Source organism: Pusillimonas sp. (genome assembly GCF_029263785.1).
Classification (GTDB): Bacteria; Pseudomonadota; Gammaproteobacteria; order Burkholderiales; family Burkholderiaceae_B; genus Pusillimonas.
Window position 1 is genome coordinate 1 of record NZ_JAJUFE010000007.1, and the last position, 25,818, is coordinate 25,818.

Consider the following 25,818-nt stretch of genomic DNA (forward strand, 5'->3'; position numbering starts at 1 on the left):
CCTGGCCTGGCGCCTCGCCCAATGTGAGTGCAGGCGGTGCCGCCAACGGCCGTGGCGCAAGAAGAAGTGCAGCCCAAAGACCGACACCCACCGCAACTGCAAGCATGGCAGCGGCCTGAAGCAACCTTGGCCCCCGTTGGTACAGGAAGCTCGCGAAAGGAATTTTCTTTGAGACCATGGGCGACTATCTTAAAGGACATTGCCACAAGCTGAAAGTGCTTGTTGTACGGCGCCTCGGTCATATTCCTGTCCAAATCTTCAGTGAATATCGTAAATACCATTGACGTCGGCAATTGACGACAGGTAGCATGCATTCGACTTCATATGTATCCAATTCATTCTGCTGATTCACATATATTGGACATCGTTACATCCGCGTCCACGGTAATGCCCGAGCAACATGACAGGTAAAACGCAAACATCCAGAAGTACTCCACGCTCAACCGTCGAAGCCTCAGAATTTCGTGGTCATCCGCAACGTGGTTTTTCCCTGATTGAAATCATGGTGGTAGTCGTGATCATGGGCATCCTCGCCGCTCTGGTCGTGCCCAACGTCATGGACCGCCCGGATCAGGCCCGTGTCGTCGCTGCCAAACAGGATATCGGCGCCATCATGCAGGCACTCAAGTTGTATCGGCTGGACCACGGGCGCTATCCGTCCAACGAGCAGGGGCTTGGGGCCCTGACCGGCGGCCAGGGGAAGGGCACCTCGTATATGGACCGGCTCCCCGTCGACCCCTGGAACACTCCTTATCAGTATCTGAATCCGGGGGTGCATGGCGAAATCGACGTATTTTCGCTCGGCGCCGACCGGCAGCCTGGAGGCGAAGGTGTCGACGCCGACATTGGTTCCTGGACACGCTGACCCTGATCAGAAGGGGTTTACCTTGCTCGAGATGATGATCGTAGTGCTCATCATCGGCATTGCTACAACTTTGGCCAGCGTTTCGGCGTTTGGAAACAACACAGAAAAAGCCCTTCGGCAGGACGCCCAGAGGCTGGCACAGCTGTTTAGCGCGGCTCAGGTTGAAGCCAGGGCCAGCGGCCATGGCATTGTCTGGGAGCACGACCAGCAAGGCTACCGCTTCAGGCGGCTACCGCGCCGGATGATGTTGCCGGCACGGCTTGCTGCTCGGGCCCAGCAACCACAAGACGTCGCACTGGCTGGCGACTCCGTATTGCGGCCTCGCGAATGGTCCTCCAGAACTCCCGTTGAGGTCAGGGTCGAGCCGCAGGAAGTGCTAAGCTTCGGACCCGACTGGATCACCACTCCGGTCAATCTGGAACTTCGGACGGATGGCATTTCAATCCGCCTGCTCCGGCTGGGGAACGGCCGTTTCGTGGTACAGCAATGAAACGACACCAGCAGGGATTCACTCTTGTCGAAGTCCTCGTTGCCCTGGCTATCGCCGCTGTGGCACTGGCCGCTTGCGTGCGCGCGCTAGGCGTAGGGGCAAACGGAACCCGGGCGATGCAGGAAAGAAGCCTCGCCCAACAGGCAGCCGAGAACTTCATGGCCGAAAGTCGTCTGCAAGCTGTATTTCCAGCCACAGGCAGACGCACCGAAGCTTGCCCGCAGGGCCCTCTGGGATTTCGATGTGAACAAGTCGTACAGGCAACGCCCAACCCCGATTTTCGTCGCGTGACGATTCGGGTACGCCTCGGTAACGGACCAGTTCTGACTGAACTGGACGGCATCACTTCGAGGCTGCGATGAACACGACATTCCAGCGACAAGCAAGCGTCGAAACGTGCACCTCCTTTCGCGGTTCCAGACAGCAGTGTGCAGTGCAGGGCGATGCACCCGATCGGAATACCGTGCGTCAAACTAACGCTCGAGACAATACCGCTCAGCTTGGCTTCACGCTGATAGAAGTGCTGGTCGCCCTGACGCTGATGGCACTGGTCAGTCTTATTTCCTGGCAAGGTCTGGACGCGGTTCAACGTACCGGAGAGCGCCTGGATGAGCGCGGCGAAGAAACCCTGGCCCTGGTTCGTGCGCTGGGGCAGATTGAACGAGACCTGCTCTTGCATGCGGGTGAGGATGTGCTCGAACCCAGCCTGTCACCATTTCCCGGGGCTGATGACAACGATATAAAAGACGCTCGCGGGCGCTTGCCTGCGGGCATCCGCTGGGAGCCGGATCACGGTCTGTTCCTGGTGCGCTCGGCGGGCGACGGCCTTTGGCAGCGCTTGCGGTGGTATCTGGAAGACGGCCGATTAATGCGCGCTGCCGGCATTCCTTCCTATGTGCTTCCTTTACCTGAACCCAGCGCCCCGGTCGCTGTTCTGGAGCAGGTTCAGGGTCTTGGGGTAAGGATATGGATGCCTGGCGAAGGCTGGGTAGAACCACAAAACGAGGATGACGCCGGCACGGCGCCTCAGACACCCGCGCGACCCGGCGCCGCACAAGGAACGGCGGTCCAGGGGTTGGAAATCGCGCTATACCGACAGGGTGCTGCAAAAGACCCATACCGCAAAGTCGTGGTGTTGCCATGAGTTCACGCCTCACTCAACGCGGCATGGCAGTGATCGCTGCATTGCTGGTAGTGGTGGCGGCTTCGGCACTTGCCACATCAGTGATCGAACGCCAGGGGATCATGGCAAGTATCCTGATCTCTGAACGTGACCGGACCCAGGCGATCTGGCTGCTGAAGGGCGGACTGGACTGGTCACGGGTCATCCTCATGATGGACGCTCGCAGCAACCCGACCACCCGCCTGGATGGAATGTGGGCCTTGCCCGTTTTGGGTCTGCCCGTAGGGACTGCCGAAGACCCCGACCGCGCACTTTTTTCGGGTCAGATCGAAGATGAGCAAGCCAAGTTCAATATTTCAGAATTAGCCGAACGTGGGCGAATCGTTCCCGGCCAACTCGAAATGCTGGAGAATCTGCTGCGATGGCTAGATATCAATCCCGATCTGGCGCGAGCCATGGCTCACCGGGTTGCCCTGGCGCAGCCTGGCGAAAATGGCCTCCCCAAGGCAGTTGGATTGCGTAGCCTGGACGACTTGCGCGCATTGGAGGGGTTTTCGCAGACGATCATTGATGCGCTGCAGCCTTACATTACAGTGCTTCCGCCCGGTACCAAGATCAACGTCAATACGGCCTCCGCAGAGGTCCTGGCTGCAATCATCCCGGAAATTGGACTCGCAGGCGCACGAGAGCTGGTGGTGCAGCGTGATCGAGGCCTATGGTTTGTCAATCGTGGAGACTTCACGAACCGCGTCAGAACGACCACTGATGACGCCGCACAACGTATAAGCGTAAACAGCAATTGGTTTCGCGTCACGGGCGAGGTTACCGTAGGGGCTACCCTGGTCAGCCTGCGTGCTTTATTGCATCGCAGCAGCCAAGGCCTTGCTTCGGTCCGCTGGGTGACCTACTAATACTAATATGAAACAACATTTGCGCCTGGCCCTCCCGCCGCTCGATCAACTTGACTCCGAATCCCAAATCGCTTTCGTACTGGTCGATCGTCAGGGTCGCGTTGCCAGAGCAGGCGAACTTGCTCCCGCCCAACTGGCCGCACAATGCCCATCCGTTCCGGTCTACGCCGTACTGCATCCTGACGATGCAGTCGTCACACAAATTACAGTTCCGCCCGTATCATCTCAGCGTCTGAGTGCTGCGGTCCTGGGAAGCGTCGAACCCCTTGTGCTGTCAGACCTTGATCACCTATGTGTGGCACACAGCCCGCGCAACGAGCAGGGTGAAGTTACGGTAGCCTGGGCGACACGTCGCTCACTGGCGCAAGCCTGGTCAATGCTGTCCGGCGCAGGTCTTGACATCGCCGGAATCTATCCGCATCCGTTGGCTGTTCCTCAAACCGACGGACAACTGCAGAAGCCACTGGCCCTGCCCGCAGGACCACAGTGGCTGGCGCCACTGCCGTCCTGGTCTCTGGCCCACGATAGTCTGCGACCCGCGACGGCCAAAGGACGTTGGGGCAAAGCCGTCCGATGGGCCGGCTTTGCTGCAGTGGTCTGGATAGTGGGGTTGAACGTATACGCAGCCCGACTGCAAGGCGAAGTCAAGGCACTTGAGCACAGCCAGCAAGCCGCGGTGTTGCAGGCTTTCCCCGAGATTCCCATTGTCATTGACCCATTGCGGCAGGCACGAAATCAACTTGAGTCCTTGCGCCTGACGCAGGGCATCAGTGCCGACGATGACTTCATGCCTTTGGCTTTGGCAACCGCACAAGTACTCGAATTTGCCCAGAGCCACGTTCGCGCACTGCAATACGCCAATGGCGAGTTGATTCTTACACTTGCAGAAGGGTACGCTCCACCGGGAAACGAGGCAGCATTGGCTCAGGCTGCCGCCGCACAGCAGATAATGCTCGCGAAAGATGATGCGAGACCACATGTATGGCGTGCCAAAAGGGCAACCTCGATGTCGAATGGAGCTTCAGCCTCATGAACGCCCCGAACCCTTTTTCCGGAATAGGGCAGAGTGCCCGCATCAGGCTCGAGCCGATGGCCGGGCAAATCGCTGCCGCCTGGAAGCGTCTCAGCAATCGCGAAAGAAACCTGGTTCGCCTCGCATCGTGCGTCGGGGCCGTCGCCCTGATCTGGCTTGTGGGCCTGAAACCGGCGCTCGACGACGTTCAGAAGGCCAACGAGCGACTTCCTGTATTGCAGTCGCAATCCAGCCAGTTGGACGCCGTCATTCTCGAAGCGAAGACCCTGAACCGCAGTCGTTCAGGAACACTGACACCTTCAGAAACTGAAGAAGCGCTGCGCACCAGCCTGGTCACTGTAGGGCTGGACGGTCTGAGCGAAATCTCGGTCTCAGACGAGACCCCGGCCGGCTGGCAGATTCACTTCTCCAATGCACCGGCCAGTCGACTGATCCACTGGTTGGCCAGCCTGCCATATGTAGCACGGGTCAAGACGGTGAGTGTGGATCTGGCACGCAGCAATATTGATGGCCGCGAAAGACCCGGTCAGCTCAGCGGTACCGTCGTGCTTGCCATGCCGTCTACGGAGCCCCTATGACACGCGCTGCACGCACTACCGGGTATCTTGTGCTGATGGCCACGACGCTGGCAGCAGCGTTATGGGCATTGCCTGCCCGCTGGATGATGGCCTGGATTCCTGAAGCATCCCCGGTGAGAATCGTTGACGCATCCGGCACCATGTGGAACGCGAGTGCAACAGTGGCCATCGGAGTCGGTGGCCTGCGCCGTACACTTCCCGACCGGGTACATTGGAAACTGACATTCTCGGGCGGTCCGCAACTTGTCATTCGCCATCCTTGGCTTCAGGGTCCGCTCAAGCTTGCTCCCGGCTGGAGCGGCGTGCAATTGTCTGCCCAATCCTTGCAGCTTCCGGCAACCGCACTCACTGCTGTTCATGCCATATTCAACACACTTGATCCTGGCGGGATGCTTGTATTGTCGTGGCCCGACTTGACTATCGGACGTAGCGTTTCGGGTCAGGGCAACTCCCCGACGCTTCTGACAGGGCATTGGCGAAATGCTTCGTCTTCCTTAAGCCGCATCAAGCCCATGGGCGACTACACTCTGACGGTCAACAAGGATTCAGGCAGCACGATGGCGCTCGCACTACGCACCCGCAACGGTCCTTTGATGATGGAAGGATCTGGCGTCGCGTCGCATGCCGGGGCGCAATTCGACGGCAGGGCCTGGGTCGACGAATCGGCAAGCCAGGATACGCGCCAGGCATTGCAAGGCCTTCTGGCCGCCATCGGCCCCATCAATCCACGAGACGGCTCAGTTGCCATGAAAATCCGCTAGCCCCGCCACTGGACAAACCAAACCATGAAGACCCACCTGCAGCCATGACGATCTTCTTTCAAAACCACAGTCGCTTGTTCAACCTTCATCCGAAGCACAGGCTAAGGCCGGCTATGCTGGTGTTCGCCTTGGTGCTGGGTGGTTGCACTGCTACCGATACCCAACTGCAATCGGACCGATCGCCGCTGGTGGCGTATACAGCCGTAGGCAATGCCCCTCCCCAGGAAGCACGACGCTACGTCGATCAGCCTGGCACGCCTCAGCGTCCGCTCCCGCCCATTCAGGAAAGGCCGGCCTTCGATGATGAACCCGCCCAGCGTCCATCACTTGGAACTGCGGAGCAACGCACCACACTGAACTTCAACGAGGCCGACCTGCAAGGTGTCATACGTGCCCTGGCGCAGTTCACCGGACGGAATTTTGTTGTCGACCCCCGCGTAAAGGGACAGTTGACGCTGATATCAGACACCCCCGTCGACCCCGATACAGCGTACTCAATGCTGCTGGGCGCGCTGCGCATGCAAGGCTTTGCCGTCATCGATGTCGATGGCGTCAGTCGCGTCGTTCCGGAGGCAGACGCCAAGTTGCAGGGCGGCCCTGTCGTGTCGAGCGATCAGGCCGCCCGAGGCGGCGAGCTTGTCACCCGCGTGTTTCCACTGCGATACGAAAGCGCCGCAGCACTCGTGCCCATCTTGCGACCGATGGTGGCACCCAACAACACCATTGCTGCCCATGCCGGCAATAACACCTTGGTGATCACCGACTACGCCGACAACCTGGATCGCGTCGCGAACGTCATCGCCCGTATCGATACTCCCACGGCGATCAATACGGATGTCATTCCGATTCGATACGGTGTGGCACTGGACGTAGCCGCCCTGGCGCAGCAGATGTTGCAGGCACCAGGGGGTGCGGATACAGGTCAGCAAGGCACCACGATTGTGGCCGACCCACGAAGCAACTCAGTCCTGGTCCGTTCCAGTACCCCTGAACGACTCAAACTTGCACGCGATCTTGTTCGCCGTATAGACAGCCCTGAGTCACGTGCCGGCAACCTGCACGTGGTGTACTTGCGCAACGCGCAAGCCACTCAGTTGGCAGAAGTGCTTCGCGGCGCCCTGACAGGGCAGGGCGGATCCGGAGCGACATCGGGGTCATCGCTTCTTGACGGCACGCTGGACGAGGGTTCCATGCTTGAAGGTGCTTTCGCCGGCAGCCTGAATACCAGCACGTCGGGATCGACAGGGGCCGGCTCTGGGTCCCGTGGAAGCATGGGAACCGCCATGCCGGATTTCCGCGGAGGAAATCAGGCTGTGGCGTTCTCAGCCGGCGGAGCTACCGTTCAAGCTGACCCGACTACCAACACGCTTATTATCTCGGCGCCAGATCCGTTGTACCGCAGCCTTCGCGAGGTCATCGATCTCCTGGATCAGCGCCGAGCCCAGGTCCTGATCGAGAGTCTCATCGTTGAGGTCAATGCAGAAGACGCCGCAGAAATCGGAGTTCAATGGATGACGGGCGGCGACAGCATTGCCAACGGTGGCACCTCGTTCTTTGGTGGCGCGAACCTCGGGGGCACAGCTATCGCCAGCAATCTGTCCAGAAGCTACACGACCATCGACGCCCTGGGACCCGGCATGAGCCTAGGCGTGGTCAAGGGCACTGTGGACGTACTTGGACAACCTTTGCTGAATCTTGGTGTTCTGGCAAGAGCGATGCAAAGACAAGGGGGGGTCAACATTCTTTCGACGCCCAATCTGATGACCCTCGACAATGAACAGGCGAGCATCATCGTCGGTCGCACCGTACCATTCGTGACAGGCACCTATACCACTACAGGCGACGGCGCCAGCAATCCATTCCAGACAGTTCAACGTGAAGATGTAGGTCTGACATTGCGGATACGGCCGCAAATTTCAGAGGGCGGTACCGTCAAGCTGTCGCTATATCAAGAGGTCAGCAGCATCGACCCGAGCTCAGCCTTGCCCACCGCCGACTCCAGCGGCACCATCATCACCCGCAAGCGCGCACTCGAAACCAGCGTGCTGGTGGACGATGGCCAGATCATCGTTCTGGGTGGCCTGCTTGAAGACATTGTCGATGATTCCACTACATCTGTACCCTTGCTCGGTGACATCCCCGTATTGGGCAACCTGTTCAAGTACCAGAAGCGGGGACGCAGCAAGACGAACCTGATGGTTTTCCTGCGGCCCCACATCGTACGTACCCCTCAAGACAGCGCGAGCCTGACGCTTGATCGGTACAACTACATGCGTGCAGCGCAAGACAATTTGCCGGTACGCGCATCGTGGCTGGTGCCGGGCGCCGCGGCGGCCTCGTTGCCCGACATTCAACGTGACGCCGCCACCGGCCTGCTCGATTTGCGGAGCGCACCGCGAACCGAGCCCCGCGCCGATGGGCCTCAAGTGCAGCCCGTATCTGCACCCATGAGCGTACAACCGCTGGGAGACGGATCGCCATGATTTCGCGCCTGCCGTACGCCTGGGCTCGGGCCCAGCGCTGTCTGATCCAGACTGGCGCCGCGGGCGCGGCACTGACCATCTCCGAAAGGACCCCATCCTGGGCATTGGCCGAAATACGCCGTCGCCATGGTGCCTTGCCCGTTCGAACGGTCAGTGACGACGAGCTGGACACACTGCTGGCGGCTGCTTATGCACAAACCGGCGACGCAGCCGAGATCGTCGATGCTGCAGCAAATGAAATAGACCTTGATCGTCTCATGCAGGATATTCCCGAAGTTGAAGACCTGCTTGAAACCAGCGACGACGCACCTATCATCCGAATGATCAATGCATTGTTCACGCAAGCAGCACGGGACGGCGCCAGTGACATACATATCGAGCCATTCGAAACCCATTCGATAGTTCGCTATCGGGTAGACGGCACCTTGCGCGATATTGTCAATCCGCGCCGGGCCTTGCACAATGCACTGGTTTCCCGCATCAAGATCATGGCCAACCTCGACATCGCCGAAAAACGCCTTCCGCAAGACGGCAGAATTGCGCTGAGGGTAGGGGGGCGGCCTATAGATGTGCGGGTCTCGACCCTGCCTACCGGGCATGGAGAGCGGGCCGTGCTGCGTCTGCTGGACAAGCAGGCAGGACGACTCGAACTCGAACGATTGGGCATGGCTCCTGACGTCTTGCAAGGCCTCGACTCCCTGATCCGGCAACCCCACGGCATCTTCCTGGTAACAGGCCCAACCGGAAGTGGCAAGACCACCACCCTGTATGCGGCGCTGGGGCGCCTGGACGCTTCGACCACCAATATTCTGACAGTCGAAGACCCTATCGAGTATGACTTGCCAGGCATCGGCCAGACACAGGTCAATCCCAGAATTGATCTGACCTTTGCAAATGCATTGCGCGCCATCTTGCGCCAAGACCCCGATGTCATCATGATCGGCGAAATCCGCGATCTCGAAACCGCACAGATCGCGGTGCAGGCGTCGCTGACCGGCCACCTGGTTTTGGCTACTCTGCACACCAACGATGCGGTATCGGCCGTAACCCGCCTTATTGATATGGGTGTCGAACCGTTTTTGCTCGCCTCTACCTTGCGCGGAGCCCTTGCGCAACGTCTTGTTCGCAAGCTTTGCCCGCATTGCAAGACGCCCATGCCCGATGGTAGCTCGGCCTGGAAGCCTGGTGGCTGCCCGGCCTGCGGACACACGGGGTATAGCGGGCGAACCGGAGTACACGAGCTATTCGTCCTTGACGATACCCTGCGCGAAATGATTCACGCCGACAAGGGCGAGCAGGAATTGCGACGCGCCGCGCAGGCCGCCGGCATGCGCACGTTGAGCCAGGACGCCCAGCGTTGGGTGGGACAAGGCGTGACCTCGCGCGAAGAGGTAGCGCGCGTAACCCGCGACAGCTGACCGAGGTTGACACGCCATGCCTTCCTATCATTACGAAGCTGTCGATGCCACGGGGCGCAGTGACCAGGGCACCCTCGATGCCGACAGCGAACGCAGTGCCCGCCAGATCTTGCGTTCTCGCGGGCTGATACCACTTTCTGTAAAAGAGACGCGCAAGCGGGCAGGGCAGAGCTGGTCTGCCGGCTCCAAAATCAGCGACGCGGATCTGGGGTGGCTGACCCGACAGCTCGCCAGTTTGCTGGCTGCACGCTTGCCCCTGGAAGCGGCATTGCGCGCTACGCTTGAACAGGCCGAACGAAAACATGTCGCCCAGATCCTTGCCGCCGTTCGAGACGACGTCCGGGCCGGCCACCGGCTTGGCGACGCACTGGCCGCACATCCACGCGACTTCCCCGAAATTTACCGGGCCCTGGTCGACGCTGGAGAACAGTCTGGCGATCTTGCCCAGGTACTGGAAAAACTCGCTGATTACATCGAGTCCCGAGGAGCACTGCGAAACAAGGTACTGACAGCTTTCATTTACCCGATCATCGTTACCGTCGTCTCCATCGGCATTGTCATCTTCCTGCTGAGTTACGTGGTGCCCCAGGTGGTGGGCGCCTTCACCCAGGCTCACCAGACGCTGCCACTGCTCACGCGCATGATGCTGGCATCCAGCGATTTTGCCCGTGAATGGGGTTTATTGACCGTGGGGATTCTTGTGGCATTGTTCGCCCTGTGGCGACTGAGCCTGCGCAATCCCGCTGCACGTCTGGCCTGGCATGCCCGCGTTTTACGCCTGCCGGTATTCGGGCGTTACGCCCTGGGCGTTGACGTCGCCCGTTTCGCTGCGACCCTGGCCATCCTGACCGGCAGCAACGTTCCACTTCTTGACGCGCTGGACGCTTCACGACGCACACTGAACAATCGCAAACTGCAGGCGGCGGTAGATGAAGCCACCCATCGCGTTCGTGAGGGAAGTCCGCTGGCGCAGGCCCTTCAGGCACAGAAGGTCTTTCCCCCACTATTGATACACCTGGTGGGTAGTGGAGAGCGCACGGGCGAGCTGCCCGCCATGCTGGATCGTGCTGCCACTGTTCTGGCCACCGAACTGGAACGCCGTGCCATGACGATGACTGCCATACTTGAACCCCTGATGATCCTGGTCATGGGAGGCATCGTTCTGGTCATTGTGCTGGCAGTGATGATGCCCATCATCGAGATCAATCAGTTAGTGCAGTAAGCAGACAGGAAGTGCGCGGCGCGGGCGGGTGCGCGAAGCCTGATCCGTCGACCCCGCGTCCCGATCACTTCCTGGCGGCCAAGCCCAGGGCGATTCCAATACCTATTCCCATGCCAATGCCCAAACCAATATCGTCCTGTGCAACTCCGATGGCTGCGCCAATGGCAACGCCGATTGCTATCCATAAACTTGTCGACATGACTGTTATTTTTTGCTGAATGAACGCTTGGGACGGCAGCAAGCGGCGAACCTGCCTGTTTGCATAATGTGGTGCCGACGATGTGATATTGTTTGTCTGTCAACCTTTAACCACCACTTTTTACGGAGCCAGCCCATGAAAGGTTTTGTCGACGATATCGAAAAGCTGACAGTCGAAAACGATCTGTTTCGCAAAGTACTCTATACCGGTAAACACCTGCAGCTCGTGCTCATGACCCTTCAGCCGGGTGAAGAAATCGGCTCCGAAGTGCACGAAGGACACGACCAGTTTTTCCGCATTGAAGAAGGCAAGGGCGAAGTCGTGATAGACGGCAAAGCCACAGCCATCGAAGACGACGACGCCATCATCGTGCCGGCCGGTGCGGAACACAATGTCATCAATACCGGCTCCGAACCGCTGCGCCTGTATACGCTTTACGGTCCACCCGAGCATCGTGATGGTGTTGTTCATGCGACCAAGGCCGACGAAAAAGAAGAACATTTCGACGGCAAGACGACCGAATAGCAACGGTCCGGTCGGCGGCAACGAAAAGCGCACGCCGATTGAAAAGCCCACGCCCGCATTTGTGCGAATCGGCGTGGGCTTTTTTGCTTTTTTGATTTAAGTTTTGCTTTAAGGGTAGGCTCGATTCTGATTTGAAGGTAAAGCTCGAAGGGCTTGATGGAAGATGCAGATGAAATGGCTAGCCGCCATTCAAACAGACCAATCAAACAGGCCAATCTAAAAGAGGCCAATCTATGACTTTACATAATATACATTATGCGTCATTTGGCAATCGGGCCTTGGGGATTATCCTGGTCTTCGGCAGATCAAAAACGGCACGTACTACTTCTTCGATCAACCTTGCTAATGGGCTTCGCGCTCCCACAGCACGTCTGATCGTCCCGCCGCCTTGTTCAGGGCTCTGGCAAGCACGAACAAAAGATCGGACAGCCTGTTCAGGTACTGGACAAGCAACCGATCGGGTCTGTCCTGATCTTTGGTGAGATCTCCTGTCGCATCCACCAGAAGCGAAACCACCGACCTTTCCGCGCGCCTGCAGATGGTCCGGGCCATATGTGCCAGCGCCGCACTGCGCGTTCCACCGGGCAGGATGAATTCCTTGAGTGGGCCCAGCTCGGCGTTATACAAGGCCAGAGCCTTTTCAAGCGCCACTATTTGCTTTTCAGCCACTGCCGTGTGACCGGGAATGCACAGCTGCGCACCAACGTCGAACAGATCGTTCTGTACGCGACGCAATATCGCGTCAACTTCGGCCGGCAGTGACTCTGCACGCAGCAGACCCACCGCACTGTTAAGTTCGTCGACGTCGCCCATCGCCGCGACACGCGGCGCGTCCTTGCGGATGCGGCTGCCGTCGCCCAGGCCCGTGTCGCCACTATCACCGCCTCGGGTTGTGATAATTGTCAATCGAGTCGCCATTGTCCTGCCCGTAATCAAGATAATGGGCTCAGGATACCGCAGACTTTAAGGTGTTGCTGCAGGCATCCAATCAGCTCTGCAGCCCCGACATGATACGGACACCATTGGGCAGCGGGAAGGTTTGCTGAGATAATCCGCGTTTGGCCTGCTTCCTCGCCGGTACCGATAAAAAGCTTGTTCACGGCTAAAACCCTGTCCTCTCGATGCTTGTTGCCTCTGCAGTATTCGTACTTACACTTGTTCTCGTCATCTGGCAGCCAAGAGGGCTTGGCATAGGCTGGAGTGCGTCCATCGGCGCCGGACTCGCCCTGCTGACAGGCGTTGTGCAAATTCAGGACATTCCTGTAGTTTGGGACATTGTCTGGAACGCCACTGCCACCTTCGTGGCAATTATTGTGATCAGTCTGCTCCTGGATGAAGCCGGCTTTTTCAAATGGGCGGCCCTGCACGTGGGGCGTTGGGGGCGCGGCCGGGCCAGACGACTGTTCGTTGCCATAATCCTGCTGGGAGCATTCGTGTCAGCACTGTTCGCCAACGACGGAGCAGCGCTGATCCTGACCCCCATCGTCATGGCCATGCTGGTGAGATTGGGTATGACTCCGGCCGCCACACTGGCGTTCGTGATGGCCGCCGGCTTTATCGCCGATACCGCCAGCCTGCCCTTTATCGTGTCCAACCTCGTCAACATCGTGACGGCAGATTTCTTCGGGATAGGCTTCGGCCGCTACGCATCAGTGATGGTACCGGTCAACATCGTGTCTGTTGCTGCAACCTTGCTGGTTCTTGTTCTTTACTTTCGTTCAAGTTTGCCCGCCACGTACGACACGAAGCAACTGCGGCCACCAGCAGAAGCCATCCACGACGCCACAACATTTCGCGCAGGATGGATCACCCTGGGCTTGTTGCTGGCCGGCCTTTTCGGTCTGGAGCCGCTGGGCATTCCCGTAAGCGCTGTCGCCGCCGTCACCGCATTTTCACTTTGGATCGTAGCGCGCGCCAGCGGCATCATCGACACCAGAAAGGTCCTGCGCGAGGCCCCGTGGCAGATTGTGTTGTTCTCACTTGGCATGTACCTGGTGGTGTATGGCTTGCGCAATCAAGGATTGACCAACTACTTGGCGACTTTGCTCGACAGCTGCGCACAGTACGGACTTTGGGCCGCTACATTCGGCACGGGATTGCTGACCGCCCTCCTCTCCTCGGTCATGAACAATCTTCCCACTGTCCTTATCGGAGCCCTATCAATCGATGCGTCGGAAAGCCAGGGCGTGGTCCGTGAGGCCATGATTTATGCCAACGTAATCGGCAGCGATCTGGGACCAAAATTTACGCCCATTGGCAGCCTGGCCACCCTGCTCTGGCTTCATGTCCTGGCCGGCAAGGGAATGATGATTACCTGGGGATACTACTTCCGCGTCGGGGTTGTAGTGACGACACCCATCTTGCTGCTCACCCTGGCAGCGCTGGCTTTACGCCTGACACTCGGGGCCTGACCACCAAACCCCATACTGCACCACAATGAACGCCTATTGGCATCAGGAGTTCAGGCTACTATAGTGGACGCAGTCAGGACTTCAGGTCCGAGCCGTACGCCATAACCAGAAGGAGAACTCCATGAGCGATTCGAAAAAAACCATAACAGGCCATTCAACAACCGGAAGCGGCGCACCCGCGCCAAGCGATCGCAACACCTTGTCGGTAGGGCCGAACGGGCCGTTGCTGTTGCATGACGTCCATTTTCTGGAGCAGATGGCGCACTTCAATCGTGAAAAAGTTCCCGAGCGTCAGCCACACGCCAAGGGCGGCGGGGCGTTTGGCGTGTTTGAAACCACCGAAGACGTCTCGGCCTACACGCGTGCAGCGCTATTTCAAAAAGGTGTCAAAACCGAAATGCTCGCGCGTTTTTCCACAGTGGCCGGCGAAGCAGGCAGCCCTGACACGTGGCGGGACGTACGCGGCTTCTCGCTCAAGTTCTACACGACCGAGGGCAATTACGATCTGGTGGGCAACAACACCCCCATTTTTTTCGTGCGCGACCCCATGAAGTTTCCGCATTTCATTCGCAGTCAGAAGCGCTTGCCGGATTCGGGGCTTCGCGATAACCATATGCAATGGGATTTCTGGACCAGTAATCCGGAAACCGCGCACCAGGTCACCTACCTGATGGGCGAACGTGGCCTGCCGCGCACCTGGCGCCACATGAACGGTTATGGCTCCCACACCTATATGTGGATTAACGCCAAAGGTGAGAAGTTCTGGGTCAAGTACCATTTCCACACCCAACAGGGCATGGAGTTCTTCACGAACGAAGAAGCCGCACAGATGGCAGGAAAAGACGCCGACTTTCACCGCCGCGACCTGTTTGATGCCATTGCACGCGGCGAGCATCCAAAGTGGGTGCTATCCGTGCAGGTCATGCCCTATGCCGACGCCAAGACATACCGGATCAATCCGTTCGATCTTACAAAAACATGGTCGCACAAGGATTACCCGCTCATTCCCGTTGGCACAATGACGCTCAATCGCAACCCCGAGAACTTCTTTGCGCAGATCGAGCAGGCGGCTTTCTCGCCCGGTAACACTGTGCCGGGAATCGGCCTGTCACCCGACAAGATGCTGCTGGGTCGCGCCTTTGCCTATGCCGACGCCCAGCGCAACCGCATCGGCGCCAACTTCCACCAGCTGCCTGTCAACCAACCCAAGGTACCTGTCAACACGTATATGTTCGACGGACAAATGGCCTATCACCATAGCGGAAACGCCCCGGTGTATGCGCCGAACAGCCACGGCCGGCCCTGGGCGGACGACACGGGTGCCATGCCTGACGGATGGGAATCCGACGGCGAAATGGTACGTGCCGCCTACACCCTGCACGCCGAAGATGATGATTTCAGCCAGGCCGGTACGCTGGTGCGCGAAGTGTTCAACGACGATCAGCGCAGCAAACTTGTCGACCAGGTTGCCGGAAGCCTGTTGGGCGGTGTGCGCAGCCCTGTTCTTGAGCGCGCCATCGAATACTGGAAAAACATCGATGCCGATGTAGGACGACGCATCGAAGAACAGGTCTTTTCGGGACGCGGATCGGACCCTGCGGCCGGCATGGGCGACGCCTGAACCGGGTTTGGTGCGTTAATCTGTATCTGACTGATCTACTGCACGAGGGCCTTCAGCACGTTGGCCCCCGTGCGTTCTATATGCGAGCGCAGCAGCTCGCATGCGTCATCAGGCCGGCGCTCAAGAGTGGCCGAACAAATGTCCACATGCTCCTGACGTACGTCTCTGTCGATGGGATTTTCCGACAGGAATATCCGCCGATACCGGTCGTTCAGGTCGTGCAAGGTTTCGCAGAAGTGCAGTAACAAGGGCATGCTGCAGGCCGAAATCAGAGTGCGGTGAAACACAGTGTGGGCCTGTTCCCACTGGCTGACACCTTCCACACGCTCACGCTCTATCTTGTTCAGCCTGTGCAAGGACGCCAACACCTCTCCTTCCCAGGCGTCATCCCCTTTCTTGATGGCTTCACGCAAGGCGTAGCTTTCAAACTGCACGCGCAGGCGGATGACTTCGTCCAGATTATTTTCGGACACAGGCACCACGCGGTAGCCGCGTTGGTCCTCCATGGCTACGAATCCTTCAGCGCACAGGCGCGACAATGCTTCGCGCAAGGGGCTAAGGCTTACGCCGAACATCGACCTCAACTCGTCCAGTCGCAATTTGGCACCCGGAGCAAATTCGCCGTGCGCAATGCGCTCGCGCAACATGGCCGCAATGCTGCTGGCCAGGGTCGGAGTTGAGTCGGTCTTGGACATGAATAGTTAATTGATGAGTGACGCCACGGATTGACATGGATTATAAACCCCACTACATTAAATCGATATTAATGGCTGAAATCGAAATTTAAAAGGAATATCGATGGGAATCCAGGATACAGACCGCACTTTGCCGTCAAATCGCATGGTGTTCGAACTCCGACGCGACGAAGAGCGATATCGGCAATTCCAGCAAGACATCGAAGCCTCGATGGAACATTACGGCCTAAGCGAGGCCGAGCGCCAAGCCTGGCGAAATATGGACATATCAGGACTCGCGCGGCTGGGCGTGCATCCCTATTTCCTGCCCCAGATCAGCCGCCTGTTCAAAGGCGGCGGCTACAACCACAACAACAGCGACGCCGCCCGGCTCTACGCCGAAAAAATGGGTATCGTCTCGGAGGACAACTGAACATGGCAAAGCTCGTAGCAACTTTGGGCATCGCCCACGCGCCAGGCGTCACCGGCTGGATCGATCGGGCTCCCAAAGAGCAGCAAGAAGGCGTTTTGGCCGGATATCAGGAATTTCGGCGCCGCATGGAAGTTCTCAAGCCAGATGTCGTGATTGGCGTGGCCAACGATCATCTGCTGAATTTCCCCATGGAAAACGTCCCCGACTTCTGTGTCGGTATCGGCGATCACTGGAAAGGTCCGGCACCGTGGTTCAAGGACTGGCTGAACGTCCCCGATTACGAAATCAAGGGTCATCGCGAGCTGGGTCGCGCCCTGGTGCGCGAATCAGCCAAGGCTGGTACCAATCACGCCTTTGCCGAAGAACTGCTGTTCGACGACAACTGGTCGGTTCCGCTGAAGTTCCTTTTCCCGAAGTATGACGTGCGATTCGTGCCCATTCACATGAACTGCATCGTCCCGCCCCTGCCTACAGCAACACATTGCCTCGAGGTCGGCGCGCAGCTGGCACGCATCATCAAAAGCTTCCCAGGCGAAGAACGCGTCGTGTTGATGGCCACCGGCGGCCTGTCACACGATCCGGGTGGCCTCGATTACTTTACCGTCCACGAAGAATTCGACCGCTGGTTTATGGAGCTTCTCGAAACCGGAGACCTGGAAAAGGTCCGTAAAGAAGCCACCTTCGAAAAGATGCTCACCGGCGGTGACGGCGGCGCGGGCGAACTGCTGGCGTGGCTTGTTGCCATGGGCGCCGCAGCCGAGCAAGGCAATTCAAAGGCGGAAAGCGTTTTCTATGTGCCGTCGGTTCCGATGCGCTGCGGTATGGGTGGTTCGTACTGGGCTCTTCCGGAGGCTGCATGAACCCGGCGCAGACGACACTCGACGGAGCACTGAAAGAAGCCTTGCGTCCTGACGCATCGGCGTTGCTGGTCATCGACATGCAGAACGACTTCTGCGCACCCGGTGGCTACATTGATAAAGTCATGGGCAAGGATATCTCTGCGGTCGCCGGAATATGCGACAACCTGAAGCAGTTGGTGCAGACAGCCCGCTCGCGCAAGATCCCCGTCATCTGGATTGCCGCTGATTATTCTCACGACCGCATTCCGGCATCGATGCTGCGCAAACTCAGGCAACGCGGTGTTACCGCGGTATGCTGCGAGCCCGGCTCTTGGGGCGCCGACTGGTTCTGTGTCCGACCCGATGATGGCGAAACGGTCATCGTCAAACATAATTACAGCGGGTTCTCGGGCACAGATCTGGAATCCACCCTTCGCTCTCATAACGTCGAAACGCTGGTGCTCACTGGTGTACAAACGCAAATCTGCGTCGAATCCACCGCCCGCGAAGGCCATTCTCTGGGATACACCTGCGTCGTGCCCAAAGACGCCGTGGCGTCCCACACTCCTGATCTGCATGACGCCAGCCTGATGAACATGCAGTTTTTATTTGGCGAAGTCTGCGGCACGCAAGACATCCTGTCCGCGTGGTCCAGAACGCCCTCTTCCCTATCCACTAACTGAAAGAGCTTTACTGATGCTACCTAAACGAATCAATCTGGACGTTGTTCGCCAATCCATGGGCGAGTATGCGGACACCAAAAAGACTGCTGAAGAACGCGGCAAGATCTACGAAGACCTGCTGGGTTTCGTTCCACCGCGAATCGAAGCACGCGTGAACGTTACCGGCGCGCTTGACCCGAAAATGGTCGACCTGCAAGAGCAAATGCGCGAACACGCCATGTACCCCGAGAGCTTCGACGTCAAGACCACTCAGCTGATGTTGTTTGGCATGCTGCTGATTTCGCTTAGCGACGCTGCCGTTCTTCATGGCATTGCCGCCCGTCGGGCAGGCGCCACATGGAAAGAAATGCAGGATGTCGTCAATTTGACTTTCCTGTTCCGTGGTTTGTCGGCTGCCAACCGTGGCGCCGAAATTCTGGCCAACATTGCCGAGCGCGAAGCGGCACAAGAAAACAAATAAGTCGTCGCCGGTTTCAAGAACGTGGCGCTTTACGCGGCGGAGTATCTTCGCCACGTAAAGCGCCACTTCTATTTCGACACCGGCCAATCATGCGGCCATGAGATTCGGAAACTCAGTTTCCGGCCGCTGCATCATTGGAGTAGATCTTCACATATTCGAAGTCGCCCGGCTTGCTGTTGATGCCAACTCGCGGCGGGGCTATCCAGCTTGCATACTTTCCTGGCTCGTAGACCGGCTTCATCAGGGAGTTGATGAAATCGTGATCCGCTTCATTGCATAACCATTCGTCGCGACGCGCTTCGAATTCCTCTGCCGAGATCAGCTCACCGTCGGGAGTGATGCTGTGACCGGCGAACTCGCCAATCTTGCGGTTGAAGCCTTTATGGGGCTGCGTAAACCGGAAATTGATGCCGGCGTTGGCAATGATCTTGTTCCAGCGATCAATGCCGCCCTGACAATCCTTGATGTAATCATCCAGCAAACGACTGTTGATTGCGGCCAGCGCGGGCTGCTCTTCAGTGACGATCTCTCCACCGCGAACCGTCATCACCGGGTAGGTGTCGTTGGTCAGCACGTGATCATCATCGATACGGGTTTCTTCGTATCTGCCTTTCAGGCCGGCGCTATAAAGCTCGGCACCGTTGCTCGATATCTCGGAGCCAAACAGATCGCGTGTCACCGACATATGGAAGTTGGCCTTTCGTTGCAGGGTGGGCAGATCAATCACGCCCAGGGCGCGAATGGCATCAACGTCATAGGGGTCGGTGATACCCGCCGCGTTCATGGCCTTGACGGTGGCTTCGACGGTCCGCCCGACTCCGGTCTCGCCAACAAAAAGATGATGCGCTTCTTCGGTCAGCATGAATCGACAGCTGCGGGACAACGGGTCAAAACCTGATTGTGCCAAAGCCGCCAGCTGCATCTTGCCGTCTCTGTCGGTAAAGTAGGTAAACATGAAGAACGACAACCAGTCCGGGGTTCGCTCGTTGAATGCCCCGAGAATCCTGGGATTGTTCTTGTCCGCAGAACGACGCTCAAGCAAGGCCTTCGCTTCATCCCGCCCGTCGCGGCCGAAATACTTGACCAGCAGATACACCATGGCCCACAAGTGCCTGCCCTCTTCGACGTTTACCTGGAACAAGTTACGAAGATCATAAAGGGACGGTGCCGTTTGGCCGAGATAACGCTGCTGTTCAACGGAAGCAGGCTCGGTATCACCTTGCACCACGATCAGACGACGCAGTATCGAGCGATACTCGCCCGGAACCTCTTGCCACACGGGTTCACCCTTATGGCGTCCGAAGGCGATGGTCCTGCCCTCTTCCTTGGGCGCGAGCAGGATTCCCCAGCGATACTCGGGCATCTTGACGTGATCAAAGACCGCCCAGCCGCTTGGGTCTACACCGACGGCAGTGCGCAGGTATACCTCGGCGTCCTGAAATCCTTCAGGACCGGCCTCTTTCCACCAGTCAAGATAATCGGGTTGCCAGGATTCCAGGGCCCTTTGCAGTTGACGGTCGTTGCTCAGGTCGACGTTGTTGGGAATCTTGTCGTCGTAATTGACTTCCACATATCTGGTGCCGCGAATGGCTTCGCTTTCGCTCATGATGTTCTCCCGTGGGGGGTTCGTCACCCCGAAATACTTTCATCCTCTGCGGGTGGCCCCGCCCTTGGCTAAAACTGCAATTTGATGCATATTTCAGCCTGGATATGCATGATAGTGCTTTCAACAGAGCGAGCTTTGACAAAAATCAAACTTTTGATTCAAGGCTGTCAGCGAACCGGGAGCGTCTGATGGCCAGCGGGGGGTAAGAACACTGAAACAATGCCCCTTGCGCAATGCTCGTTTGAGTTATCTAGCGCGTCAGGGGATACCGTCTGGGGGTTCCAACTGGCAAAGTACCTGTCAGAGCCCCCCAGAGAACATGCTACACAGAGAATACTTCTACGCCGCAGCAGCCGGCCGCTCCCGCTCGAAATGACGATGATGCCCCAAGGCCGATACGAAGGTCTGGATTGCCTTGGCATCACTGTCTTGCGTGACGAAAATGCCCGGCAGTGCCTCGTCCTCAGCCGTAATCCCTGCCTTGCGCAACAGTTCTTCCGCATCTCGAGACACCCAAATCGTCTTGGAGTGAAAGAACTGATCAACCAGAAATTCACGCGCCTTGGGATCTGCGGCCAATAACTGCCCCGCCTTCTTTCCTCCAGGCACCACCATCCCGTCAAACAGAACACCGGGATGATTCTCCAGCGAAGCATCCGCATCGATGGCCTGCCCCGTCTCAGGAGCGACAGGTCCAATCCGAGGACCCACCAGACGGACTACGGCACCCTGCTCCTGCAGGCTACGTGTGACCTCCCAGACCATTTCACCATCCACGCCGTCTGCCACGAGCACAGCTACCTTCCGTGCCTGGATGCCCGCCTCGCCCGGCCGTGCCATCAATGACAGTGCCGGCGATACATCGACTTCGGCCTGGGGCGGCTCTGCCAGGGCGCGTGGCATCGGGTCGGGCAGTTCCATTCCCAATCCTTCGGCCACTTCGGCTGCCAGGCCCTCGGATGCATTGCGCAGCATGGACACCACGCGACGACGGACAGCGGGCACGGTGACCTTGCTCAATTCGAAGCGGAAGGCCTCGACAATATGGCGACGTTCGGCTTCCGACTGGCTGTTGTAAAACAGCGCAGCCTGCGCGAAATGCTCGGCAAATTTTTCCGGTTTGCCGCGTACTTCGTCCTGCTCCACCGGCTCGGGGAACGAGACAAAACCTGCTGCTCCGGCCTGGAAAGGACACCCGCCACCCAAGGAGTTTGGCTCGTAGGCCACGCGTCCGCGATGAATGGCCTGTCGATGCATTCCGTCGCGCTGATTGTTCTGGACGGGTGCCAAAGGCGCATTGATGGGCAATTCGTGGAAATTGGGTCCGCCCAGCCGGCTGATCTGGGTATCCACGTAGGAATGGATTCGACCTGCGAGCAAGGGGTCATTGGTGAAATCAATACCTGGCACCACATGCGCCGCGCAGAAAGCGACCTGTTCGGTTTCAGCGAAAAAATTATCCGGGTTGCGATTCAATACCATGCGGCCGACTGGCTTCAGGGGAACCAGCTCTTCAGGAATGATCTTGGTCGCGTCGAGCACATCAAAGCTGAAGCGCTCTGCATCGTCTTCGGAGAATGTTTGCACGCATAACTCCCATTCCGGATAGGCTCCCGCTTCGATGGCTTCCCAAAGATCACGTCGGTGAAAGTCGGGATCCGCGCCCGAGATCTTGACGGCCTCGTCCCATACCAGGGAGTGAGTCCCTTGTTTCGGATTCCAATGAAACTTCACAAACGTGGATTCGCCTTGCGCACTGACGAAGCGAAAGGTGTGCACGCCAAAGCCCTGCATGGTGCGATAGCTGCGAGGAATTGCCCGGTCCGACATCTGCCACATGAGCATATGCGTGGATTCCGGCATGAGCGACACGAAATCCCAGAACGTGTCATGCGCCGAAGCCGCTTGGGGCATGGCGTGATGGGGCTCGGGTTTTACGGCATGAACAAGGTCCGGAAACTTCATGGCATCCTGAATGAAGAACACAGGCATGTTGTTGCCCACCAGGTCCCAGATGCCTTCATCGGTATAAAACTTTACAGCAAAGCCACGGACATCGCGGGCGGTGTCCTTCGAGCCCCGCTCACCGGCCACAGTGGAAAACCGGACAAATACGGGTGTGATTTTTCCCGCCTCGGCAAACAGCGATGCACAGGTCAGATCACCCAGGGCTTCGTAGCATTCAAAATATCCGTGAGCACCCGATCCGCGGGCATGAACGACACGCTCGGGAATCCGTTCGTGATCGAAATGGGTGATCTTTTCACGAAGAATGAAGTCCTTCAGCAAGGCTGGCCCTCTCAAACCAGCCTTGAGCGAATTCTGGTTATCTGAAACCTTTACGCCCTGATTGGTGGTCAGGACTTGTCCGTCGGCATCGGCGCGCACGCGCGCCAAAGACCCGCCCACTGCGTTGACACCGGGGTTGGCGGGGCCATCCGTTTTCTCGCTGGCATTTTTTTCAGCCAGAGTGCTGCCCGTTGCATCTCGCGACGGGGGGTCGATGGCAGCACCAGCCGGCGGTGACAAGGCGTTGTCATGCCCGTGTTCGGCAGCTTTATTGGGGTTGTGCGGCATGCCGGACGCCAGTTGACCGACCGCCGCAGCCTTGGCCACGCCCTCCCCGGCCTGCGCAGCATTCGGGTCCGTGGCAGGACCGCTATCGGTCAGGTTATAACCAGTTTCCGCAGCCTGCGCGCCTTTTCCAGGCGTTGTCTTCTTGGCCATTTGCACTTCTCCTGATGTAGTGGATGCAGTGCGGCCAACGCCTCCATGGCAGTGATGCACACAGATTTGTTGGCCGCGAAGGACGCTTTGAAGAAGTGCCGCGTCGTGCTCTGACACTCAAGCCAGACAGTGCGGACCCATCGGCGCCCATTCTTGTTAGTGATTGCTGTCAAAGAAATCCTTGACCTCGCGTTCGGCTTCTTCCCGGGTTCTGCCGTAGCGTTCCTGGATCAAGCCCGCCAGTTGCTGGGCGTCGCCTTTCGTACGCGTGAGCTCATCGTCGGTCAGTTCCCCCCAGGCCGCTTTGGCCTTGCCGGAGAGTTGTTTCCATTGGCCTTCCAGTGTGTCTTTATTCATGATTGAACTCCTGTGAGAAAGTTTCGACGTATTGTCCTGACATGCCCAGATGCATGTGAGCGGATACATGTGCCGTGTTGAGATGGATGGTCCGGGCTTTCACCCTTCTCCGGCTCATGCATCCGCCGGTTGACTACAGCAAACGCCGTACCCGCGACCGCTTTGCAATGGCCAAGGTTGTTGGTAATCTGATATGCAGCGGCGGTGACTGAAGTCTCTCGTGCCGCTCGACCCGCATCCGCATCAGCCGCCAATAGCGGCCCCCTGCTTTTGGGAGTCCGAATGAAATACATTGATTATTACGATGTACTGGGCGTCCCTCGAGACGCATCGCAAGAAGACATAAAAAAAGCCTATCGGAAACTGGCACACCAGTACCATCCCGATGTCTCGAAAGATCCCGATGCGGAACGCAAATTCAAAGAGGTAGCCGAAGCGTACGCAACGCTCAAAGACCCCGAAAAACGCGCGGCTTTCGACAATCTTGGACGTCACCCCTCAGGAGAAGAGTTCGTACCGCCGCACCAGTGGCAGCAGCATTTCCAGGAAGGATCGGCCGATTTTTCGGATGTCGATCTGGCTGACCTGCTGGCCGCCTTTGCTGCCGCCCAGCGGGCCGACCGTCAAGAGCGCAGCCGCATGGCTGTAAACGGTCAAGACTTCGAAACCAGCATGCCGGTCACCCTGGAGCAGGCCTACTCGGGTGCCGAGGCGGATCTGACAATCTCCGTCCTCGAAGAAGACGAACGTGGCATGCCTCGGCGGGTACCCAAGACTTATCGCATTCGCATACCCAAAGGCGTTTCGGACGGACAGCGTTTGCGACTGCCCCAAAAAGGAGGCCCAGGGTTCAATGGGGGCCGGCCAGGCGATCTGTATGTCAGGATGCAGCTTCAGCCGCACCCAATTTTTCGGGCAAGCAATCGCGATCTGTATATCGATCTTCCGCTTGCCCCCTGGGAAGCCGCTCTGGGTGCAACGGTCGAGGTACCCACACTGGGCGGGCTGGTCGAACTTCGCATACCCGAAGGCACGGTGGCCGGCAGGAAGCTTCGACTTTCGGGTCGCGGCCTGCCCGATGCCTCAGGCAAACACGGCGATCTTTACGCCATTGCAAAAATAGACATCCCTTCAAAGCTCTCAGCGCGTGAGCGCGAACTGTTTCAACAGCTGGCTGCGGAATCCCGCTTTAATCCACGCTCGTTTCCGGAGGCACGCTCATGACCACTACGATTACTGAAAGCGTCTGGCTGAACACGTCGGACATTTGCTCGTTCGACCACGTCATCGAAGTGTCCGGACTAAGCGCCGACGAACTCCACGAACTGATCGACATGGGCATAATCCAGCCTTCGAGCTCCAAGGCCAATGCCCTGTTTTTCAGGATGGAATGCATAGTCATTGCGCGCAAGGCGCGGCAGCTGCGGGACGACTTCGAACTGGACACCCGTGGCTTGGCGCTGGCCCTCAGCCTGCTGCGCAAGATGGATGAGCTTGAATCCGAAATTGCACAACTTCGAGCGCGATTGATGCGATAGTGCGTGAAATTTTCAACTCAACGACGTGTCCAGCACCATCATCAGCACAAATCCCAGTATCAAACCGCCAGTGGCCCAGGCCTCATGACCTTGCCTGTGCGACTCAGGGATGATCTCGTGGCTGATGACAAATAGCATCGCGCCCGCCGCGGCTGCCAGGCCCCAGGGCAACAGTGCGCTGGATATGCCCAACACCATCACGCCCAACACTGCTGCCAGGGGCTCGATGAGTCCCGACAGCATGGCGATACAGGCCGAGAGACGCCGGCTATATCCAGCCGAGCACAATGCCAGCGCCACCACCATGCCTTCGGGTATATCCTGAATCGAAATGCCTGCCGCCAACGATTGGGCACCTACGGAATCAGTACCGGCGAAAGCTACCCCAATGGCGAGTCCTTCGGGGAAGTTATGCAGCATGATCGCCAGCGTAAACAGCCAGGCGCGGCGCATGGCGCGTTTGCGGCCCCCCTCCACACCCTTGACGAAATGCTCGTGAGGAGTCAGTTGGTCGATCAAAAACAATGCCCCTGCTCCCAGCAAGATGCCCAACCCGACCAGGCTGCTTCCTGCCCACGCGCTGGCACCCTGTTCTGCCGCAACGTGTAGCGCCGGCAATATGAGCGAGAAGCCACTGGCCGCCAACATGACGCCGGCACCGAAACCCATCATCGTATCGATGAAGCGCTGTGAGTAGGTCTGGGAGAACAGAAGTGGCAGGGTTCCCAGGGCAGTTGCCGCGGCCGCCGCCATGCCGCCCCACAGGGCACCGCGCATTGCCCAGTTCCCCGCCAGGATCTGCTGACAGACATGCAGGCCCAGCATGCACAGGACAAGCCCCATGACGACCCACAGCCATCG

27 protein-coding genes are annotated in these 25,818 nt (G+C 58.2%); 20 read left to right on the forward strand and 7 right to left on the reverse strand.

Annotation, left to right across the window (positions count from 1 at the left end; all coding sequences use genetic code 11):
• The first annotated feature begins 400 nt into the window (after positions 1 to 400).
• The 11 genes from gspG to gspF all read left to right on the forward strand — a co-directional run bounded on the left by gspG (position 401) and on the right by gspF (position 10,884).
• Positions 401 to 865, forward strand: a complete 465-nt coding sequence (gene gspG, locus Q1J88_RS03490; RefSeq protein WP_301116104.1) for a type II secretion system major pseudopilin GspG — start codon at positions 401 to 403, stop codon at positions 863 to 865.
• Positions 831 to 1,355, forward strand: coding sequence for a type II secretion system minor pseudopilin GspH (gspH, locus tag Q1J88_RS03495; protein ID WP_301116105.1), 525 nt, complete (start codon positions 831 to 833; stop codon positions 1,353 to 1,355). Before gspG ends, gspH begins: the two co-directional genes overlap by 35 nt.
• Complete coding sequence (gene gspI, locus Q1J88_RS03500; RefSeq protein ID WP_301116107.1) at positions 1,352 to 1,717, forward strand: type II secretion system minor pseudopilin GspI; 366 nt, start codon at positions 1,352 to 1,354, stop codon at positions 1,715 to 1,717. Before gspH ends, gspI begins: the two co-directional genes overlap by 4 nt.
• Before the next feature lie 101 nt (positions 1,718 to 1,818).
• Positions 1,819 to 2,499 (forward strand): prepilin-type N-terminal cleavage/methylation domain-containing protein, encoded by a 681-nt coding sequence (locus Q1J88_RS03505; protein WP_301116108.1) that lies wholly within the window; start codon positions 1,819 to 1,821, stop codon positions 2,497 to 2,499.
• Positions 2,496 to 3,389 (forward strand): type II secretion system minor pseudopilin GspK, encoded by an 894-nt coding sequence (gene gspK, locus Q1J88_RS03510; RefSeq protein ID WP_301116109.1) that lies wholly within the window; start codon positions 2,496 to 2,498, stop codon positions 3,387 to 3,389. Before Q1J88_RS03505 ends, gspK begins: the two co-directional genes overlap by 4 nt.
• A 7-nt stretch (positions 3,390 to 3,396) precedes the next feature.
• A complete protein-coding gene (gene gspL / locus Q1J88_RS03515) occupies positions 3,397 to 4,422 on the forward strand; it encodes a type II secretion system protein GspL (protein WP_301116110.1) in 1,026 nt (341 codons plus the stop codon).
• A complete protein-coding gene (gene gspM / locus Q1J88_RS03520; RefSeq protein WP_301116111.1) occupies positions 4,419 to 5,000 on the forward strand; it encodes a type II secretion system protein GspM in 582 nt (193 codons plus the stop codon). The genes gspL and gspM overlap by 4 nt, the downstream gene beginning before the upstream one ends.
• Entirely contained in the window at positions 4,997 to 5,761 is a 765-nt protein-coding gene (locus tag Q1J88_RS03525) for a general secretion pathway protein GspN (protein ID WP_301116112.1), read from the forward strand. Before gspM ends, Q1J88_RS03525 begins: the two co-directional genes overlap by 4 nt.
• A gap of 113 nt (positions 5,762 to 5,874) precedes the next feature.
• Positions 5,875 to 8,244, forward strand: coding sequence for a type II secretion system secretin GspD (gspD, locus tag Q1J88_RS03530; RefSeq protein WP_301116113.1), 2,370 nt, complete (start codon positions 5,875 to 5,877; stop codon positions 8,242 to 8,244).
• The gene (gspE, locus tag Q1J88_RS03535; RefSeq protein ID WP_301116114.1) at positions 8,241 to 9,662 is read left to right on the forward strand and encodes a type II secretion system ATPase GspE; all 1,422 of its coding nucleotides are present in this window, start codon (positions 8,241 to 8,243) and stop codon (positions 9,660 to 9,662) included. Before gspD ends, gspE begins: the two co-directional genes overlap by 4 nt.
• Before the next feature lie 16 nt (positions 9,663 to 9,678).
• On the forward strand, positions 9,679 to 10,884 hold the full coding sequence (gspF, locus tag Q1J88_RS03540) for a type II secretion system inner membrane protein GspF (protein WP_301116115.1): 1,206 nt from the start codon (positions 9,679 to 9,681) through the stop codon (positions 10,882 to 10,884).
• A gap of 64 nt (positions 10,885 to 10,948) precedes the next feature.
• On the opposite strand, the gene Q1J88_RS03545 is transcribed toward gspF, so the two are convergent.
• On the reverse strand, positions 10,949 to 11,083 hold the full coding sequence (locus Q1J88_RS03545) for a hypothetical protein (protein WP_301116116.1): 135 nt from the start codon (positions 11,081 to 11,083) through the stop codon (positions 10,949 to 10,951).
• A gap of 135 nt (positions 11,084 to 11,218) precedes the next feature.
• On the opposite strand from Q1J88_RS03545, the gene Q1J88_RS03550 reads away from it, so the two are divergent.
• Entirely contained in the window at positions 11,219 to 11,608 is a 390-nt protein-coding gene (locus Q1J88_RS03550) for a cupin domain-containing protein (RefSeq protein ID WP_301116117.1), read from the forward strand.
• Positions 11,609 to 11,950: 342 nt separating this feature from the next.
• On the opposite strand, the gene Q1J88_RS03555 is transcribed toward Q1J88_RS03550, so the two are convergent.
• Positions 11,951 to 12,526, reverse strand: coding sequence for a cob(I)yrinic acid a,c-diamide adenosyltransferase (locus tag Q1J88_RS03555; RefSeq protein ID WP_301116118.1), 576 nt, complete (start codon positions 12,524 to 12,526; stop codon positions 11,951 to 11,953).
• Positions 12,527 to 12,729: 203 nt separating this feature from the next.
• On the opposite strand from Q1J88_RS03555, the gene Q1J88_RS03560 reads away from it, so the two are divergent.
• Both Q1J88_RS03560 and Q1J88_RS03565 read left to right on the forward strand, forming a co-directional pair.
• On the forward strand, positions 12,730 to 14,019 hold the full coding sequence (locus Q1J88_RS03560) for an arsenic transporter (protein WP_301116119.1): 1,290 nt from the start codon (positions 12,730 to 12,732) through the stop codon (positions 14,017 to 14,019).
• Between the two features lie 121 nt (positions 14,020 to 14,140).
• A complete protein-coding gene (locus Q1J88_RS03565) occupies positions 14,141 to 15,640 on the forward strand; it encodes a catalase (protein ID WP_301116121.1) in 1,500 nt (499 codons plus the stop codon).
• Between the two features lie 35 nt (positions 15,641 to 15,675).
• On the opposite strand, the gene Q1J88_RS03570 is transcribed toward Q1J88_RS03565, so the two are convergent.
• Positions 15,676 to 16,335, reverse strand: coding sequence for a GntR family transcriptional regulator (locus Q1J88_RS03570; RefSeq protein ID WP_301116122.1), 660 nt, complete (start codon positions 16,333 to 16,335; stop codon positions 15,676 to 15,678).
• Between the two features lie 103 nt (positions 16,336 to 16,438).
• Here Q1J88_RS03570 and Q1J88_RS03575 point away from each other — a divergent pair, with 103 nt between their 5' ends.
• From Q1J88_RS03575 to Q1J88_RS03590, 4 genes are read left to right on the forward strand one after another with little or no spacing between them, the layout of a single operon-like run.
• Positions 16,439 to 16,747, forward strand: coding sequence for a hypothetical protein (locus tag Q1J88_RS03575; protein ID WP_301116123.1), 309 nt, complete (start codon positions 16,439 to 16,441; stop codon positions 16,745 to 16,747).
• Between the two features lie 2 nt (positions 16,748 to 16,749).
• Positions 16,750 to 17,607, forward strand: coding sequence for a hypothetical protein (locus tag Q1J88_RS03580; RefSeq protein WP_301116124.1), 858 nt, complete (start codon positions 16,750 to 16,752; stop codon positions 17,605 to 17,607).
• The gene (locus Q1J88_RS03585) at positions 17,604 to 18,269 is read left to right on the forward strand and encodes an isochorismatase family cysteine hydrolase (protein WP_301116125.1); all 666 of its coding nucleotides are present in this window, start codon (positions 17,604 to 17,606) and stop codon (positions 18,267 to 18,269) included. Before Q1J88_RS03580 ends, Q1J88_RS03585 begins: the two co-directional genes overlap by 4 nt.
• 13 nt (positions 18,270 to 18,282) lie before the next feature.
• A complete protein-coding gene (locus Q1J88_RS03590) occupies positions 18,283 to 18,729 on the forward strand; it encodes a carboxymuconolactone decarboxylase family protein (RefSeq protein WP_301116126.1) in 447 nt (148 codons plus the stop codon).
• 112 nt (positions 18,730 to 18,841) lie between these two features.
• Here the strand turns inward: Q1J88_RS03590 and boxB are convergent, their stop codons facing one another.
• From boxB to Q1J88_RS03605, 3 genes are all read right to left on the reverse strand, one after another.
• Entirely contained in the window at positions 18,842 to 20,335 is a 1,494-nt protein-coding gene (boxB, locus tag Q1J88_RS03595) for a benzoyl-CoA 2,3-epoxidase subunit BoxB (protein WP_301116127.1), read from the reverse strand.
• Between the two features lie 339 nt (positions 20,336 to 20,674).
• Positions 20,675 to 23,062 carry a catalase gene (locus tag Q1J88_RS03600; protein ID WP_301116128.1) on the reverse strand — a complete coding sequence of 796 codons (2,388 nt, stop codon included), beginning with the start codon at positions 23,060 to 23,062 and terminating at the stop codon, positions 20,675 to 20,677.
• Positions 23,063 to 23,218: 156 nt separating this feature from the next.
• Complete coding sequence (locus Q1J88_RS03605; protein ID WP_301116129.1) at positions 23,219 to 23,419, reverse strand: CsbD family protein; 201 nt, start codon at positions 23,417 to 23,419, stop codon at positions 23,219 to 23,221.
• Between the two features lie 282 nt (positions 23,420 to 23,701).
• Between Q1J88_RS03605 and Q1J88_RS03610 the strand changes: the two genes are divergently transcribed.
• On the forward strand, positions 23,702 to 24,643 hold the full coding sequence (locus Q1J88_RS03610; protein ID WP_301116130.1) for a DnaJ C-terminal domain-containing protein: 942 nt from the start codon (positions 23,702 to 23,704) through the stop codon (positions 24,641 to 24,643).
• Positions 24,640 to 24,957 (forward strand): chaperone modulator CbpM, encoded by a 318-nt coding sequence (locus tag Q1J88_RS03615; protein WP_301116131.1) that lies wholly within the window; start codon positions 24,640 to 24,642, stop codon positions 24,955 to 24,957. The genes Q1J88_RS03610 and Q1J88_RS03615 overlap by 4 nt, the downstream gene beginning before the upstream one ends.
• A 12-nt stretch (positions 24,958 to 24,969) precedes the next feature.
• Here the strand turns inward: Q1J88_RS03615 and Q1J88_RS03620 are convergent, their stop codons facing one another.
• Positions 24,970 to 25,782, reverse strand: coding sequence for a ZIP family metal transporter (locus tag Q1J88_RS03620; protein ID WP_301116217.1), 813 nt, complete (start codon positions 25,780 to 25,782; stop codon positions 24,970 to 24,972).
• Positions 25,783 to 25,818 lie beyond the last annotated feature (36 nt).

What these genes read in the sequence shown, in the direction of transcription:
- gspG (WP_301116104.1), top strand. Translation starts at nt 401, where the DNA reads ATGACAGGTAAAACGCAAACATCCAGAAGTACTCCACGCTCAACCGTC.
- gspI (WP_301116107.1), top strand. Translation starts at nt 1,352, where the DNA reads ATGAAACGACACCAGCAGGGATTCACTCTTGTCGAAGTCCTCGTTGCC.
- gspK (WP_301116109.1), top strand. Translation starts at nt 2,496, where the DNA reads ATGAGTTCACGCCTCACTCAACGCGGCATGGCAGTGATCGCTGCATTG.
- gspL (WP_301116110.1), top strand. Translation starts at nt 3,397, where the DNA reads ATGAAACAACATTTGCGCCTGGCCCTCCCGCCGCTCGATCAACTTGAC.
- gspM (WP_301116111.1), top strand. Translation starts at nt 4,419, where the DNA reads ATGAACGCCCCGAACCCTTTTTCCGGAATAGGGCAGAGTGCCCGCATC.
- Q1J88_RS03525 (WP_301116112.1), top strand. Translation starts at nt 4,997, where the DNA reads ATGACACGCGCTGCACGCACTACCGGGTATCTTGTGCTGATGGCCACG.
- gspD (WP_301116113.1), top strand. Translation starts at nt 5,875, where the DNA reads ATGCTGGTGTTCGCCTTGGTGCTGGGTGGTTGCACTGCTACCGATACC.
- gspE (WP_301116114.1), top strand. Translation starts at nt 8,241, where the DNA reads ATGATTTCGCGCCTGCCGTACGCCTGGGCTCGGGCCCAGCGCTGTCTG.
- gspF (WP_301116115.1), top strand. Translation starts at nt 9,679, where the DNA reads ATGCCTTCCTATCATTACGAAGCTGTCGATGCCACGGGGCGCAGTGAC.
- Q1J88_RS03545 (WP_301116116.1), bottom strand. Translation starts at nt 11,083, where the DNA reads ATGTCGACAAGTTTATGGATAGCAATCGGCGTTGCCATTGGCGCAGCC.
- Q1J88_RS03550 (WP_301116117.1), top strand. Translation starts at nt 11,219, where the DNA reads ATGAAAGGTTTTGTCGACGATATCGAAAAGCTGACAGTCGAAAACGAT.
- Q1J88_RS03555 (WP_301116118.1), bottom strand. Translation starts at nt 12,526, where the DNA reads ATGGCGACTCGATTGACAATTATCACAACCCGAGGCGGTGATAGTGGC.
- Q1J88_RS03560 (WP_301116119.1), top strand. Translation starts at nt 12,730, where the DNA reads ATGCTTGTTGCCTCTGCAGTATTCGTACTTACACTTGTTCTCGTCATC.
- Q1J88_RS03565 (WP_301116121.1), top strand. Translation starts at nt 14,141, where the DNA reads ATGAGCGATTCGAAAAAAACCATAACAGGCCATTCAACAACCGGAAGC.
- Q1J88_RS03570 (WP_301116122.1), bottom strand. Translation starts at nt 16,335, where the DNA reads ATGTCCAAGACCGACTCAACTCCGACCCTGGCCAGCAGCATTGCGGCC.
- Q1J88_RS03575 (WP_301116123.1), top strand. Translation starts at nt 16,439, where the DNA reads ATGGGAATCCAGGATACAGACCGCACTTTGCCGTCAAATCGCATGGTG.
- Q1J88_RS03580 (WP_301116124.1), top strand. Translation starts at nt 16,750, where the DNA reads ATGGCAAAGCTCGTAGCAACTTTGGGCATCGCCCACGCGCCAGGCGTC.
- Q1J88_RS03585 (WP_301116125.1), top strand. Translation starts at nt 17,604, where the DNA reads ATGAACCCGGCGCAGACGACACTCGACGGAGCACTGAAAGAAGCCTTG.
- Q1J88_RS03590 (WP_301116126.1), top strand. Translation starts at nt 18,283, where the DNA reads ATGCTACCTAAACGAATCAATCTGGACGTTGTTCGCCAATCCATGGGC.
- boxB (WP_301116127.1), bottom strand. Translation starts at nt 20,335, where the DNA reads ATGAGCGAAAGCGAAGCCATTCGCGGCACCAGATATGTGGAAGTCAAT.
- Q1J88_RS03600 (WP_301116128.1), bottom strand. Translation starts at nt 23,062, where the DNA reads ATGGCCAAGAAGACAACGCCTGGAAAAGGCGCGCAGGCTGCGGAAACT.
- Q1J88_RS03605 (WP_301116129.1), bottom strand. Translation starts at nt 23,419, where the DNA reads ATGAATAAAGACACACTGGAAGGCCAATGGAAACAACTCTCCGGCAAG.
- Q1J88_RS03610 (WP_301116130.1), top strand. Translation starts at nt 23,702, where the DNA reads ATGAAATACATTGATTATTACGATGTACTGGGCGTCCCTCGAGACGCA.
- Q1J88_RS03615 (WP_301116131.1), top strand. Translation starts at nt 24,640, where the DNA reads ATGACCACTACGATTACTGAAAGCGTCTGGCTGAACACGTCGGACATT.
- Q1J88_RS03620 (WP_301116217.1), bottom strand. Translation starts at nt 25,782, where the DNA reads ATGCTGGGCCTGCATGTCTGTCAGCAGATCCTGGCGGGGAACTGGGCA.